Here is a 14,830-nt window from a genome sequence, read left to right as displayed (position 1 = left end):
CGGGCCACGGGTCGAAGACCCGGCCCGCGGTGTGCCTTGCGACTGTCGGTCATAACCATGCGCGTCTGCCTGTGTTCTTTGTGCCGGGTGATCCGGCGCGTCCGGACCCGGGTTGCGATCACTAGACCAAACAAATTTGGCCAGAATAAGTCGAAAACACCGGGATTGTTGACGAACCCCCTAGAAGCCAAAGAGATTGGCACGGGTGATGGCATTTTCAATGAACCGGTCCTTGTCGGTCTCGGGCTGCCAACCCAGCACATCCTTGGGTTTGGTGTTCACGAAGGGCGAAAAATGGGCGCGGCTTTTCCAGTCGGCCAGCGACGGGCGGATGACGCCCGAACGGCGCAGGGCGTATTTCTTGAGCGCGTACTTTACGGCGTCGGACGCGTAGAAGGCATAAAGGTTGCCCGAGCTGACCCGGATGCGCGCGCCAAGCGCCCGGTGGATCGCATCGAAATATCCGCGCCCCGACAGCATCCGTTCGCCCACGAGGTTGAAGGATTGCCCAAGGGCGGCGTCCGGCTCGATCATCCTGACCAGCCCGTCGGCCACGTCGTCGATCAGCACGAATGGCAGGATATTGTGCCCGTGACCCCAGATCCGCACCGCGCCCGCGCCGTGCCAGCGTCCGATGCCCCAATGTTGCAGCGGCCCGCCCTGGCCCACGACGATCCCGGGGCGCGCGATGACCAGCGGCAGGCCGCGTTCGGCATGCATCTGCATGAGCTGGCGTTCGCATTCGGCCTTGGACCGGGCGTAGATGTTGCGATCGGACATGTCGGCGGCAAATGCGGTGGCTTCGGTGATCTTCCGTGTCGGATCGCTCATGTCGTAGCTGGCGATGGTGCCGGTGTAGATCAGCCGTTTGACGCCTGCGTCCTGCGCCGCCTCGGCGATGCCGATGGCGACGGCGACATCGTTGCGCAACGCGTCGTCCCAGGTCTTGTCCATCGACTTGGCCAAGTTGAACACCACGTCGATGCCCCGCATCGCGTCCGTCAGCGCGGCGCGGTCCCTGAGCGATACGCCCACGGTTTCCACGGCATCGGGCAGGTCGGGAAAGGGGCCGTGCCGTCCGCGCGACAGCACCCGCACGTCGCGCCCGTCGGCCACCAGCCGGCGCGTCAGCGCGCGCCCGATGAAGCCGGTGCCGCCGATGACCATGGCGGTGGGTTTGGCCTTGCGGGTCTGTACGGCGGGGGCGGCGGTTGCCAGTGCGGCATCCGGCAGAAGAGCAAGCGCATTATCCAGCGCCTGCATCACCGTCACGGTGCTGGGTCCGGCAAAGCGGGCATCGGCGGGCTTGCCCCGCCGCAGGGCATCGTAGACGCCCGCGTTCATGCCCCGAAAGCTGAGCCCGTAAGGCGATTTGGCATTGAGCGAGCCGAGCTGCGTGCCGGCGTTGCGCAATCCCTCGCGCATGTGCTGCCAGCCCTGATCCATCTGTCGGCGCAGCGGGTTCACGACCAGATCAGAGGCGTTTTCGCGGTCCACGATCAGCGTGTCGGCGGCATAATCGAACCGCGCCCGGGCGGTCGATCCGCGCAGGGTCACCGAACGGTCGTCGATGGTTTCCACCAGCGAGATCGTAAAGGTGATGTCGACATCCCCCGCCCGCGCCAGGATGCGCCAGCCCTGCGGGCGCATGTCGTCCCCGGGCAGGGCGATGGGTTTGGAAAGCTCGGCATGGGTGATCTGCGGCGTGCCGAACAGATCGACGGCAAAGGCCATCAGGTGGGGACCAAGCTCCAGCAGCAGGTTCTTTGGTTCCCTCAGCAGCCACAATCCGTAGGGCCCCGACCGCAACGGCGCCAGCGGGAAACACCAGTTGACCTCGGCCCCCGACACGCGGCCCAGCAGCCCCTTGTCGCGCATTTCCTTCAGGCGCAGGTAGGACGGCATGCCCAGAAAGTTGTGCCCGGCGTGAAAGCGTTTGCCTGTCGCCTCGGCCGCCAGCTGGATGGCGCGGGTCTGATCGGCGCTTTCCGCCACCGGCTTTTCGACCAGCACATGCAGCCCGCCCTGCAGGCATTGCACCGCCAGATCGTGATGCAGATGCGGTGGCGTCAGGATATGCACCGCGTCGCAGCAGTCGCTGTCGATCAGATCTTCGACCGACACAAAGGCCTGCGCACCATAGCCCTCGGCCAGTGCCCGCGCGGCACCGATGGACACGTCGCACACCGCCGCCAGCGTAACGCCGTCGGTCGCCTGCAAGGCGTCGGCATGCCAGCTGGCGATATATCCGGCCCCGATCAGGCCCACGCGAAGGGTGTCAGACATGGCGGGTTCCTTACTTGTATTCGATGATGCGCATTTGTCGGCCCCGCAGCCTGCGCCAGTGAAATTTGGCCATGCCGATCATGTTGGGCAGTTTCGAAAGGGTCAGCAAGGCCGCATGCGGCGTCGCCTCTGCCGCGGGCACGCCGTCCAGCAGCAGACCCCGGCGGGTGCGGACGAAGTTGTAGCCATAGGCGGTCAGCGGCAGCAGGATCAGCAGTGGCAGGGCGACAAGCGACAGGAGTGTCAGCAGCGGCAAAATAAGCCCGTAGACCAGCACGCGGCTGCGTTCGGTGAGGAAGTAGTCAGGATGCAGATGCCCGACCTGCGCGAACCCGTGGCCGGTGCGCACCGCGCGCTGCCACCACTGGCCAAAGCGCGTCATGGCGGCGTCGTGCAGGGTCATGTCTTCGGGCAGCCGTTCCAGTCGCCAGCCCGCCTTGCGCATGCGGGTGCAGAATTCGTCATCCTCGGCGGCGATCACCGTGGGGTCAAAGCCGCCCAGATCGCGAAACACCTCGCTGCGCACCATCATGTCACCGCCGCAGGCCTGGATCTCTCCCGCCGGGCGGTGCCATTCCCAGTCGCAAAGCTGGTTGTAGACCGACGCGTCGCGCTGCGTTTCTGACCGCCATCCGGTGACCATGGCGACCTGCGGGTGACTGTCCAGATGCGCGGCACCCTGCGGAATCCAGCCTGCCACAAGCTGGCAATCGCCGTCGATGAACTGCACGTAAGGTGCTGTGTCGCCCAGCTCTTCGAGTCGCGCGAACCCTGCATTGCGCGCCCGCGCCGCTGTAAAAGGGACCGAGGTGTCGAGCAGAACCACCTCGGCCCCGGCCAGACGGGCGGCGTCCACGCTGCCATCGTCCGATCCCGAATCCACATAGACCACGCGTCGCGCCTGCCCTTGCACGGACCGCAGCGCCGCAACCAGCCGCTGGCCTTCGTTGCGCCCGATCAGAACCGCATCCACTGGCGTCATGATCGGACCTCGGGGCGTTTTGACGGGGTCGTGCCCCCTTTGGCATAGCTTTGAAAAAGATGCGAGAGGCGCGCGGCTTCTTGTGCGATCGTATACTCCCGCGCAACAGTTTCGCGGCCCTTGGCGCCCATTGCCTGACGTAGCGCCGGATCAGCCAGAAGGTCGCGCAGGGCCGCGGTCAGCGCAGCACCATCGCCCGGTGGCACCAGACGCCCCGATGCGCCATCCTCGACCAGTTCAGGCACGCCCGCGATCCGGGTCGTGACGACAGGCACGCCTGCGGCCATCGCTTCCATCAGCACGACGGGTACGCCTTCGGCAAAGCTGGGCAGGACAAAGATATCCGTATCGCGCAGGGCGGCGGCGACCGCATCCTGGCTTTGATAGCCCAGGAACCGCACGTTGAGGCCCTGCGCCTGGCGTTCCAGTGCCGCGCGGTCGGGTCCGTCGCCGATGACCGTCAACTCGGCCTCCGGCAGGTCGCGCATCGCCTCAAGCAGCAGCGGCACGCCTTTGACCGCCGCCAGCCGCCCGACGAACAGCAGGCGGTTGCCGGTGCGGGTACCGGGACCATAGCGGTCGGGGTCGATGCCGCAATGCACGATATGCAGGCGCGACCAGACAGCCTGCGGCGCAAAGCACATGAGCTGCGACCGCGCGAATTCCGAAATGCAGGCGACAAATGCGGCGCGCCGGGCCTTTTCGTCGATGCGCCAGTGCTGTGGTTCAAAGAAAATGTCCGGGCCGTGAATGGTAAAGCTGTAGGGAATGCCCGAAAGCGCCCCCGCCAGCATCGCCACGGTGCAGGATGCCTTGGCGATGTGGTTGTGCAGATGATCGACGCCGTGGTCCCGCAGATGCGCGGCCAGAACGCCGGCCTCGACGAAATAGATCAGGTTGTAGGCCCGCCCGCGCAGTCCCTTGGGCGCGGTGCGCCAGGCCAGCCGCAGCGCCGAGAGATAGCGGCCGGGGTTCCGCATCCAGCGCAGGTGCGCCCGGATCAGCGTGATGGGGGCGCGGCATGCCTCTAGCACGTGAAAGGTGCGCGCCTGTTCGTCGCGCTGTTCCGGCCCGACGAGGTGTTCCGCCCCGGTGCGGCGGATCGAACAGGTTTCGACCACGTGCCCAAGGCGACGCAGGGCCGCGACCTCGCGCTGGATGAAGGTGTCGGAGGCGCGGGGGTATTCCCCGGTGAGGTAGGCCAGTTTCGGCAGCGCGGTCATCTGGCCCCGTCCTTTCCGATGGCGTCGGCCATCAGCGCCTCGAAATCGCGGGTCTCGTGTCCGCCAAGGGCCCGGCGCATCGCGTCATTTGAGTAGTTCAGCGGCGTCATGCGGGCGCGCAGCACCGGCACGCGCAGAAGGCCGGGCAGGGACGGGCGGTCGAACAACTGGGCCATCGGCATCAGCAGCTGCCACGGCACCGGGATCACGAATTTCGGCCAGCCCGCGCGCCGCCGCGCCCGCAGGAACCGCGCACGGTCGGGCAGATCGTCGTCCAGCACATTGAGCGTGCCACCGCCCGGCGTCACCGCCGACTGAACCAGCGCCCAGGCACAGAGCCCGACATGGCAAAGCGGGATCTGTCCCTTGCCGCCGACCCGCAGCAGGACAGGGCCGACCCCGGCCCCCAGATGCGCATTGTCGAGCCGTCCGGGCCCATAGACCGCGCCCGGTCGCAGGCACCAGAGCGTGAGGCCCTGTGCCTTGGCCGCGTTTCGGCAGAGCGTTTCCTGCCGCAGCTTGCCGCGAACATAGGCGTCACGCGCGGCGTCGGCCTTTTCCATCGGCGCGTCCTCGGTCAGAGTGCCGCCGATCGGCACGGCGATCGTGTCATAGACCGCAAGGCTGCTGACCAGCACCAGGGTGCACACCTCCTGCCCGGCCATCGCGGTCAAAAGCGTTTCGGTTCCGCGCAGCGTGTCGCGTTCGTGGCGCGCGGCCTCTCCGCCCAGATGGGCGGCGGCGTGGATCACCGCATCGACGCCGTCCAGCGCCGCGCTCAGCGCCTTGGGATCGGCCTGTGCCAGATCGAAGCGGCACAGCCAGATCTCTGGATCCTCTGCCCACTCGGGCCGACCCTGGCTGCGCACCAGCGCGGTCACCCGGATGCCGCGGGCGCGCGCCTCGGCCACCGTGGCGCGGCCGATGAACCCTGCGGCGCCGGTGATCAGAACATGGTTCACCGCGCCCATGGCATCGGCTCCATCGGTTGGCAGGTCGTGGTCATGCGCTGTGCGCCGCTGTCTTCGCCCGCGTTCTGAATGGCCAGCGTCACCTCGGTCATGTGCAGGGCGAAATCGTTGGTCAGGCGGCAGGGCCTCCCTTCGGCCAGCGCGTCGAGCATTTCCTGTGGGCCAAGCAGAAAGTTCATCGCCGCCGCCCCCCAGCGTTTGACCTTGGGGTGCGTCGGCCCCTTCAGCCGCACACGCCGGGGAAATGGGTGTTCCATCAGCCGCCGCCGGACCGCCATCCGGCGCGCGAACCGCACCTTGGCGGCATTGTCCCAGGCGGCGTCGCAGGACAGGACGCCCTTGTCGCCGACGATGCGGATGCGGTGATCGTGGGGGGCCACGATGGAACAGGTCAGCCGCGCCACGGGGCCGGTGTCGAAAAACAGCGTCGCGACCGACAGGTCGGGGGCCATCGCACCGCTGCCGACCTTGTCTGGCACCACCTCGGCCGAGGCGGCGACCACCGTGCGCACGGCGCCGAACCAGGCGATCATCCAGCCCAGATAATAGCCCGCATGTTCCAGCGTACAGCCGACGTTGAACTCATCCACATAGGGCCAGGGCGCACCGCTTTCGGTGCGCCATTTGTCATAGGCCGCCTGCGGCACAAAGCCGTCGTCCAGCTCTGCATAGATCAGACGCGGCGTGCCCGCGACTCCCGTGCGCAGGGCGTGGCCCAAAGTCTGCGCCGCCTCGCCCAGCACCGAACAGGGCGCCGAGACCAGCATCAGCCCGGCGGCATCGGCGATGGCATGCAGGTCCTGTGCCTGCTCCAGCGTCATGGCAAGCGGTTTTTCGGAATAGACGTGAAAACCCGCCTCAAGGCACTGCTTGTTCAGCGCGTAATGTGCATCCGGGTTGGTGAGGTTCAGGATCACGCTGCCCGGTTCGGCGGCATCCAGCAGCGCCGTCAGCGTCGGCTGGGCGGGCAGGGACCAGTGGCTGCAGAACCGCGCCAGCCGATCGGCGTCGCGGTCATGAACGCCGCGCACGCGGACGCCCGGCATCACTGCCAGCGCGCGGGCGTACAGATCGGCGACAAAGCCGCAGCCGATGATCGACACCGACGTCATGCGCGCTCCGCCCTGCCAACGGCATTGCGGATCGGCCCGCTTCTGCGGTGACCGGTCTGATCGGATCGCTGCATAAACCCTCTGCTCGTTACCGCATGGCCGTGGCCCTGCTTTCATCAGGCAATCGTGTCGATATTTCGGCAGACTGGAACAATTTTGCAGAAAGCTGCAGTGCAGCGTAATTTTGTCGGCGCATCGGCCACAGTTGCGGGCGAATTATTCCCGACTGTGGCATTTATGGCTCCTACGTTCGGGCGGTTTTGCGGTAGAACACGCGTCGGGGAGATGCACAGTTCGATGGACTTCTACGTGAAATCGCAGCGCCTGCGGGTCAATGTGGCGACCTGGGCCGGTCTGAAGGCACGCGTGGCCGAACGGCTGGCGCGGCGCGAAGGTTTTGCGCTGGCCACGATCAACCTCGATCACCTGGTCAAGCTGCGCGCCTCGGCAGAGTTTCGAACCGCCTACGCGGCGCAGGATATGATCGTGGCGGACGGCAACCCCATCGTCTGGATGTCGCGGCTGGCGGGCAAACCGGTGGAGCTGATCCCCGGATCGGACGCCATCCTGCCGATGTGCCGCATCGCCGCGCGGCAGGGCGTGACCGTGGCGCTGGTGGGCAGCACCCAGCCGACCCTGATGGCCGCCAAATCCTACCTGGAGCGGGAGGTGCACGGACTCGAGGTCGTGCTGTGCACGGCACCGCCCTTCGGGTTCGATCCCGAAGGTCTGGCGGCCGAGGCGATTTTTGAGGACCTGAACGCATCGGGCGCAGGCCTGTGCTTTGTCGCCCTTGGCGCGCCGAGGCAAGAGATCTTCTGCGCCGCGGGGCGTCTGCATGCACCCGAAATCGGTTTTGCTTCGATCGGGGCGGGGCTGGATTTCTTTGCCGGAACCCAGGAGCGCGCCCCTGCCTGGGCCCGTCGATTTGCGCTGGAATGGATGTGGCGCGCGGTCAGCAGCCCGCGCAGGCTGGGCCCGCGCTATGCGCGCTGTATCGCCATCCTGCCGGGACAGATGCTGCGGGCGCTGGGACAACGGCTGTTTCCGACCCGGCTGTGACCGCCGCGCGATGGTCGCGGGGCGCAGAGGTGGTGAACAGGGTACTGACAACACGCTCTTCGCATGCCACCCCTGCAGATGCGAAACTGGCGCCGTTGTCGATCAAGTTGACGTTTAGGTCAAGATTGGGCGCGACAAGGGTGGCTCATCGCTTTGAACCTGTTGCGTTTGGATCAGCGTATCAGGGCGTGAAGTTCGCGAAAACCTGCAATCAGAGGAAGAACGCGGGCGGGTTGCCGGGCTGCCCCGACCGGATCCAGTCATAGACCGCGCGTACCTGTTCGGCCTTGCGCGACCAGGTGAAATGGCTTTCGATCCGCTGCCTTGTCGCCACCCCTGTGCTTGCAAGCGCTGCCGGGTCGGCGGCGAGGCGCTGCAGTTCCACGCGGAACCGCCTCACGATCTCCTCGCGGGTGCCGCAGGGCACCTTGAAGCCCAGGCCGTCCTGCACCAGTTCGCCCGGCCCGGCGTAGTCGACGATCAGCGGCGTGACCCCCAGCGCCATCGCCTCGAGCACGACGCCGCCGCCGAATTCGCGGATCGACGGGAAGGACAGGATGTGGCTCTGCGCCATCACCTGCTGCACGTCCCGATGCGCCATCCAGCCGTGGAAGGTCACCCCCGGCAGGTCGGCGGCCATGGCCTGGAGCTGCGGCATCATCGGCCCGTCGCCGATCACGTCCAGTGTCATCTGCCCGGACCGCAGCAGGTCGGCCGCCGCCTCCAGCAGCATGTCGGGGCCCTTGTAGGGCACCAGCCGTCCGACGAAACAGGCGCGAAGGGCCCCTGGGGCCGGATCGGCGCGACGGGCAAAGCGGGCGGGGTCGATACCGTTTTCCGGCAGGTAGACGACCTTGTGCTGATACCGCTCCGGCACCTCGCCCGCCGTGTGGCGCGACCCGGCCAGGATGGCGCTGGCGTGCCGGAGCGTGGCGCCGCGCCCGGGCAGCAGTTTATAGGCGCTGCGCAGATAGCTGAGCCATTCCTTTTCGCGCCGCCGTTCGGCGTCAAAGCCCGCGGGCCAGGGCACGCCGCCATTGAGCGGCCCCAGCACGAAGGGCACGCCCGCCTTGGCGCATTTGCCCGCCAGCGAGGAACTGATCGTCGGGCTGAGCGGGGTGATCCGGTGCACGATGTCATAGGTGCCCGCCCGGATATCGGCGCCGAAGGTCTTCCAGACCAGCCGTTCGAACCACGGATAGCTTAGCGCGTTGATCGCCTGAACCATGGTCCAGCCCTTGCCCTCGCCCATGCGCAGCTTTTCCGCCAGCGACCAGAGCGGCGCCGCGAAGGCTTCGGAATCGATGGCGGTGAACCCCTGCCCTTCGACCAGCCCGGCGCGCAGGACGGCATCGCGGTTGCGGATCTGCGTGACCAGGTGCACATCCGCCACCTCGCGCAGCGCTTGCGCCAGCGACCAGCCGACCAGCGGCACGCTGACCCATTCGGGATTGGCCGCCTCGGCGATGGCAAGCACACGGGGTTTGCCGGTCTGCGCGGCGCGTTCAGGGGGCATGGTCACCTCAGAGAATGGATTGCCAGCGCAGCGCATTCAGCCCGCCGCGCGCCAGCCGCGCGCTGCGCAGCGCCTCGGCATGGCCCATGAGCGCCCCGGCCAGAAGCCAGGTCAGTGGCGTGATCGACGCATTGGGCAAGAGATCGAACATGTTGATCGCCAGCAGCAGCGACAACGGCGCGATATAGGCCGATACCTTGCCGTCCCGGTCCACCACCGCCTCGCGCCAGAGTAGGATCAGCGGCAGCAGCAGCAGGCCGAATTCGGCCAGGAACCCGACCCAGCCGTAGACCCCGATCACGATAACCCAGCGCCCATCCGACACGGTCAGCTGTTCGCCCGTCACCGGGTCGAGGATCTGGTTCCGCCCCCAGCTGCCCCAGCCGAACACCGGCTTGAGATATGCTCGTTCCAGCAGCACGTTTTCATTGTCGAACCGGAACCGCAGCGAATCCGCCCGCGTCTCGTCGATGCTGGCCACGCGCTCCAGCAGCTTGTCCTGCGGGATAAGGTCCGCGCCCTTGAGGATCGGATAGGCCACCGCGAGCGCCCCGATCAGGATCGCCATCTTGATCTGCGTGATGCGCCCCAAGAGCAGCACGCAGGGTGCCAGCGCCACGAAGAAGATCAGCGAGCCCAGGGATTTCGCCAGCACCAGCACCACGGCCAGATAGACCCCGCCCAGCAGGTAGCCGATCTTGCGCTTGCCGCCGTCCTGCCGCCACATCGCCAGCGCCGACACCGCGGCGGTCATGCAGAAGAACGCGACCCACAGCCCATGATAGAGGAAGACCACCGGGCGAAAGCCGTCGTCGCGGATCGCCTGCGCGAAGAGGTGCTGATAATAGCCGTAGACCCACATGTTGAGCTGCGGCGACAGCCGCACCTCGATGAGCATCAGCACCGAATAGACCAGCCCCCAGACCACGAACGCCTTCAGAAGATCGCGTTGCGCCCCGCCGCCGGACAGGAACTGCCGCGCCATCAGGAACGGCAGGATCAGCAAGAATTGCTGCAGGGGCAGGGCGATGGCATCCTTGATCCCCAGTCCTGGCAGACCGATCTGGCCGAAAAAGATCACCTCGGGGTTGGTCAGTACCGTCAACATCGGCGAAAAGACAAAGAGCAGAAGCAGCACCTTGCCCACGATGGACTGCGGCAGCAGCGATCCCCTGATCCCGTACATCCACAAACAACAGGCAAAGGCCGCCAGCGCCGGGATGTTGTGTTTGGTCAGCGGCGGGATCAGCGGCAAATCGAAAAGCGCGGGCGGTTCGGGCAGAAACAGATAGCCCACGAGCATCGACAGGATCAGCGCCTGTTCGACCGGCAGGCGGCGAAACAGGGCGACCGTGACGATCGGCCAGATCGCCAGCACCAAATAGGCAAGAGGGTTGGGCATCCCGGCTGCAAAGACCTCGTGTCAGGCAATCCGCAGGCCCCCCATGCCCCGGATCGCAGGCGAAACCCTACAGGCGGGCGTGGCCAGAGTCTTGTACGATTCGGCCGCAACGTCGCGTATCTTTGACCCTATTGCAGAAAGGTCGCGCCGACGGGAACGAAGAACTGGCGGGATATTTTGCGAACTGGACTTAAAGCACCGGCTTCGCTGGCCCTATCTGTGGGGCGGTGCGCGCTTTAGTAAAATGGCAACCTGCCGCGGCCGCCGGCGGCTTTCACCCTGCGAGGACCGACCGATGAAAATGACCACCGAAGAAGCCTTTGTGAAGGTGCTCCAGCGCCACGGGATCGAACATGCCTTTGGCATCATCGGATCGGCGATGATGCCGATTTCCGATCTCTTCCCCAAGGCGGGGATCACCTTCTGGGACTGCGCGCACGAGGGCAGCGCCGGGTTCATGTCCGACGGCTACACCCGCGCCACCGGCAAGATGTCGATGATGATCGCGCAGAACGGCCCCGGCATCACCAATTTCGTCACCGCCGTGAAAACGGCCTACTGGAACCACACGCCGCTGCTGCTGGTCACGCCGCAGGCCGCGAACAAGACCATCGGGCAGGGCGGTTTCCAGGAAGTCGAACAGATGAAGCTGTTCGAGGACATGGTCGCCTATCAGGAAGAAGTGCGCGACCCCAGCCGCGTGGCCGAGGTGCTGACCCGCGTGATCGCCAAGGCCAAGCGCCTGTGCGGCCCGGCGCAGTTGAACATCCCGCGCGATTTCTGGACCCAGGTCGTCGATATCGAGATCCCTGAGCCGGTCGAGTTCGAACGCTCGCCGGGCGGTGAAAATTCCATCAAGGCCGCGGCAGAGCTGCTGTCCGGGGCGAAGAACCCGGTGATCCTCAACGGGGCTGGCGTGGTGCTGAGCGATGGCGGCATCAATGCGTCGATGCAACTGGCCGAGCGGCTGGATGCGCCAGTCTGCGTCGGATACCAGCACAACGACGCGTTCCCCGGATCGCATCCGCTTTTCGCCGGGCCGCTGGGTTACAACGGATCCAAGGCGGGGATGGAGCTGATCAAGGACGCCGACGTGGTGCTGTGCCTTGGCACGCGGCTCAATCCGTTCTCCACCCTGCCGGGCTACGGCATGGATTACTGGCCCAAGGATGCCAGGATCATCCAGGTCGACATCAACCCCGACCGGATCGGCCTGACCAAGAAGGTGACCGTGGGGATCGTCGGCGATGCGGCCAAGGTGGCGCAGGGCATCCTGTCAAACCTCGCGGACGATGCGGGCGACGACGGCCGCGACGCCCGCAAGGCCAGGATCGCCGAGACGAAATCGAAATGGGCGCAGCAGCTGTCCAGCATGGATCACGAGGATGATGATCCCGGCACCACCTGGAACGAACGCGCCCGCGCCGACAAGCCCGACTGGATGAGCCCGCGCATGGCCTGGCGTGCGATCCAGTCCGCGCTCCCGCGTGAGGCGATCATTTCGTCCGACATCGGCAACAACTGCGCCATCGGCAACGCCTATCCGTCCTTCGACGAGGGGCGCAAATACCTCGCACCCGGACTTTTCGGGCCCTGCGGCTATGGCCTGCCGTCCATCGTGGGGGCCAAGATCGGCTGCCCGGACGTGCCGGTCGTGGGCTTTGCCGGCGACGGCGCCTTTGGCATCGCGGTGAATGAACTGACCGCCATCGGCCGCGGGGAATGGCCTGCGATCACCCAGATCGTGTTCCGCAACTACCAGTGGGGCGCGGAAAAGCGCAATTCGACCCTGTGGTTCGACGACAACTTTGTCGGCACGGAACTGGATGAACAGGTGTCCTATGCCGGCATCGCCAAGGCCTGCGGGCTCAAGGGCGTGGTCGCGCGCACGATGGAGGAACTGACCGCTGCGCTGGATCAGGCCATCAAGGACCAGATGCAGAATGGCGTCACGACCCTGATCGAGGCGATGATCAACCAGGAACTGGGCGAACCCTTCCGCCGCGACGCGATGAAAAAGCCCGTGGCGGTCGCAGGCATCGACGCGGCGGACATGCGCCAGCAGGCGGTGTGACGCCGAAACGGGCAACGTGGCCGGGGCGCGGGGCATACGCGCCCCGGCCATCGCGGCGGCCGCTTGCACCCGCGGGGCAGGGCGTCAGGGTAGGGGCAGCATCGTTTTGAGAGGACCTCAGATGACCGATCCCTTCCCCTTCGTGTCGCGCACCCGCGCGGAATGTCCGCAGTCCCTGCTTGACCGGGCGGCGCGCCTGCCGGTGCCCCGCGTGGCGCTGGTCAATGCGGGCGCCCCCAAGCCGCTGCAGGGCATCCGCGAGGCGGCAGAGGCAGGCCTTGCCGATCCGATCCTGATTGGTGACGAGGCCAAGATCAGGGCCACCGCCGACCGGATCGGCTGGGATATCTCGCACCTGCGTCTGATCCACGCGCCGCATGAACATGCCGCCCCGGAAGCGGCGCGGCTGGCGCGCGAGGGTGACGCGGACGCGATCATGAAGGGGCAGATCCACACGTCGACCTTCCTCAAGGGGCTGCTGCCGTCCAGCGCGGGCCTGCGGGAAAAGGGCACGCGCTGCGGGCATGTCTTTCACATCACCAGCCCCACGTCGGACCGGCCCCTGCTGTTGACCGATGCGGCGCTCAACGTCGATCCGGACGTTGCCACGCGGCAGGCCTGCCTGACCCATGCGGTCGGCATGGCGCACAAGCTTGGGATCGACCGGCCCAAGGCCGGCCTGCTGGCCCCGACCGAGGATCCGATTCCCACGATCCCCAATACGCACGAGGCGGAAGAGATCGCGGCCTGGGCCAGGACCGCGCTGCCCGAGGCCATCGTGCAGGGGCCCATGGCGCTCGACCTGATCTTTTCGGCCGAAGCGGCGCAGGCCAAGAACTATGCGTCGGATGTGGCGGGCGACGCGCATATCATGCTGGTTCCGAACATTACCAGCGGCAACGCGCTTTTCAAGCTGATGAGCCTGGGGATGGGCTGCTGCTGCGCGGGTATCGTGCTGGGCACCAAGGTGCCGATCCTGCTGACGTCGCGGTCGCAGGCGGCGCCGGACCGCATCGCATCCGCCGCGCTGGGCGCGGTGATGGCGGCGCGATGATCCTTGTCGTCAACGCCGGATCGTCCTCGGTCAAGGTCGAGCTTTTCTCGACCGACCTGACATCGGTCATCGCCGGGTCGGTGACCGAAATCGGCGGGGCGGGCGAATTGCGACTTGGCACGGTCCGGCGCGCGGTGTCGGCGCCCGATCACGACGCGGCGCTCATGGCGCTGCTCGACGCGCTGGCACAGGCGGGGCATCCGTTCGAACGGATCACGGCCGCCGGGCACCGTGTGGTGCATGGCGGCACCGATCTGACGCGGCCCGTGCGGCTGACCCCGGCGGCGATCGGGGCCATTCGCGACTGCATCCCGCTGGCCCCGCTGCACAACCCGCACCACTTGGCCGGCATCCTGGCGCTGGCGCAGCGGGCCCCCGATCTGCCGCAATGCGCCAGCTTCGACACTGCCTTTCACGCCACCAACCCGGCGGTTGCCACGACCTATGCACTGCCCCCCGATCTGACCGCGCAGGGCTATCGCCGCTACGGGTTTCACGGCATCAGCTATGCCTCGCTCGTCGCGGCCTTGCCGCAGCGCACCGGACAGCCGCTGCCGCAGCGCCTGCTGGCCTGTCACCTTGGCAACGGCGTGTCGCTTTGCGCCATCCGCGACGGCCGGTCGGTGGCGACGACGATGGGCTATTCCCCGCTTGAAGGGCTGACCATGGGCACCCGGTCGGGCAGCATCGACGCCAACGCGGTGCTGGCCATGGCGGCGGCCTTCGGCATCGACGAAACCGGGGTGCTGCTGAACAACCGCTCGGGCCTGCTGGGCCTGTCGGGCGGCACGTCTGACATGCGGGCGCTGCTGGCGTCGGACGCGCCGGCGGCGCGGTTCGCGGTGGATCACTTTGTCTACTGGGCCTGCCGCCACGCCGGGTCGATGATCGCCGCGATGGGCGGCGTCGATGCGGTGGCCTTTACAGGCGGCATCGGCGAACACGCCGCCGCGATCCGCGACCGGATCATGGACGGTCTGGCCTGGGCCGGGCCGGTGCCGCATCACATCGTTCCCGCGGACGAAGAGCGTCAGATCGCCGCCGACACGCAGCGGCTGCTGGAGGAGGGATGAGAACCCTGTTCCGCCAAAGCCGCCCGGACCGCGACGTTGTCTGGCAAATCGTCCGGAAAGCAGAAAATTCTGGTT

General features: G+C 66.7%; 12 protein-coding genes. 5 read left to right on the top strand and 7 right to left on the bottom strand.

Annotated elements, in window-relative coordinates; all coding sequences use genetic code 11:
* Nucleotides 1-180: 180 nt before the first annotated feature.
* Genes ACOXXX_RS09620 through ACOXXX_RS09600 form a run of 5 tightly spaced genes read right to left on the bottom strand, consistent with a single transcriptional unit; the run spans nucleotide 181 to nucleotide 6,574 of the window.
* The gene (locus ACOXXX_RS09620; protein ID WP_422826355.1) at nucleotides 181-2,286 is read right to left on the bottom strand and encodes an NAD-dependent epimerase/dehydratase family protein; all 2,106 of its coding nucleotides are present in this window, start codon (nucleotides 2,284-2,286) and stop codon (nucleotides 181-183) included.
* A 10-nt stretch (nucleotides 2,287-2,296) separates the two neighbouring features.
* Nucleotides 2,297-3,268 carry a glycosyltransferase gene (locus ACOXXX_RS09615; RefSeq protein ID WP_422826354.1) on the bottom strand — a complete coding sequence of 324 codons (972 nt, stop codon included), beginning with the start codon at nucleotides 3,266-3,268 and terminating at the stop codon, nucleotides 2,297-2,299.
* Nucleotides 3,265-4,491, bottom strand: coding sequence for a glycosyltransferase (locus ACOXXX_RS09610; protein ID WP_422826353.1), 1,227 nt, complete (start codon nucleotides 4,489-4,491; stop codon nucleotides 3,265-3,267). Before ACOXXX_RS09610 ends, ACOXXX_RS09615 begins: the two co-directional genes overlap by 4 nt.
* The gene (locus tag ACOXXX_RS09605) at nucleotides 4,488-5,462 is read right to left on the bottom strand and encodes an NAD-dependent epimerase/dehydratase family protein (protein ID WP_422826352.1); all 975 of its coding nucleotides are present in this window, start codon (nucleotides 5,460-5,462) and stop codon (nucleotides 4,488-4,490) included. The genes ACOXXX_RS09610 and ACOXXX_RS09605 overlap by 4 nt, the downstream gene beginning before the upstream one ends.
* Complete coding sequence (locus ACOXXX_RS09600; protein ID WP_422826351.1) at nucleotides 5,450-6,574, bottom strand: Gfo/Idh/MocA family protein; 1,125 nt, start codon at nucleotides 6,572-6,574, stop codon at nucleotides 5,450-5,452. Before ACOXXX_RS09600 ends, ACOXXX_RS09605 begins: the two co-directional genes overlap by 13 nt.
* A gap of 47 nt (nucleotides 6,575-6,621) precedes the next feature.
* Here ACOXXX_RS09600 and ACOXXX_RS09595 point away from each other — a divergent pair, with 47 nt between their 5' ends.
* Both ACOXXX_RS09595 and ACOXXX_RS09590 read left to right on the top strand, forming a co-directional pair.
* Nucleotides 6,622-6,756 (top strand): hypothetical protein, encoded by a 135-nt coding sequence (locus ACOXXX_RS09595; protein WP_422826350.1) that lies wholly within the window; start codon nucleotides 6,622-6,624, stop codon nucleotides 6,754-6,756.
* A gap of 115 nt (nucleotides 6,757-6,871) precedes the next feature.
* Nucleotides 6,872-7,636, top strand: a complete 765-nt coding sequence (locus ACOXXX_RS09590; RefSeq protein WP_422826349.1) for a WecB/TagA/CpsF family glycosyltransferase — start codon at nucleotides 6,872-6,874, stop codon at nucleotides 7,634-7,636.
* 211 nt (nucleotides 7,637-7,847) lie between these two features.
* Here the strand turns inward: ACOXXX_RS09590 and ACOXXX_RS09585 are convergent, their stop codons facing one another.
* Both ACOXXX_RS09585 and ACOXXX_RS09580 read right to left on the bottom strand, forming a co-directional pair.
* Nucleotides 7,848-9,152, bottom strand: coding sequence for a glycosyltransferase family 4 protein (locus ACOXXX_RS09585; RefSeq protein WP_422826348.1), 1,305 nt, complete (start codon nucleotides 9,150-9,152; stop codon nucleotides 7,848-7,850).
* 7 nt (nucleotides 9,153-9,159) lie between these two features.
* Nucleotides 9,160-10,554, bottom strand: coding sequence for a hypothetical protein (locus tag ACOXXX_RS09580; protein ID WP_422826347.1), 1,395 nt, complete (start codon nucleotides 10,552-10,554; stop codon nucleotides 9,160-9,162).
* Nucleotides 10,555-10,849: 295 nt separating this feature from the next.
* Between ACOXXX_RS09580 and xsc the strand changes: the two genes are divergently transcribed.
* The 3 genes from xsc to ACOXXX_RS09565 all read left to right on the top strand — a co-directional run bounded on the left by xsc (nucleotide 10,850) and on the right by ACOXXX_RS09565 (nucleotide 14,755).
* Nucleotides 10,850-12,628: a sulfoacetaldehyde acetyltransferase gene (gene xsc, locus ACOXXX_RS09575; RefSeq protein ID WP_422826346.1), complete on the top strand. Its 1,779-nt coding sequence runs from the start codon at nucleotides 10,850-10,852 to the stop codon at nucleotides 12,626-12,628.
* 121 nt (nucleotides 12,629-12,749) lie between these two features.
* A complete protein-coding gene (locus ACOXXX_RS09570) occupies nucleotides 12,750-13,682 on the top strand; it encodes a phosphate acyltransferase (RefSeq protein WP_422826345.1) in 933 nt (310 codons plus the stop codon).
* A complete protein-coding gene (locus ACOXXX_RS09565) occupies nucleotides 13,679-14,755 on the top strand; it encodes an acetate/propionate family kinase (RefSeq protein WP_422826344.1) in 1,077 nt (358 codons plus the stop codon). The genes ACOXXX_RS09570 and ACOXXX_RS09565 overlap by 4 nt, the downstream gene beginning before the upstream one ends.
* Nucleotides 14,756-14,830: the final 75 nt, after the last annotated feature.

The organism is Thalassococcus sp. BH17M4-6, assembly GCF_049323015.1.
Lineage (GTDB): Bacteria > Pseudomonadota > Alphaproteobacteria > Rhodobacterales > Rhodobacteraceae > Puniceibacterium.
The sequence above is the reverse complement of the archived record's forward strand: the minus strand, read 5'-3'. Positions and strand labels throughout refer to the sequence as shown.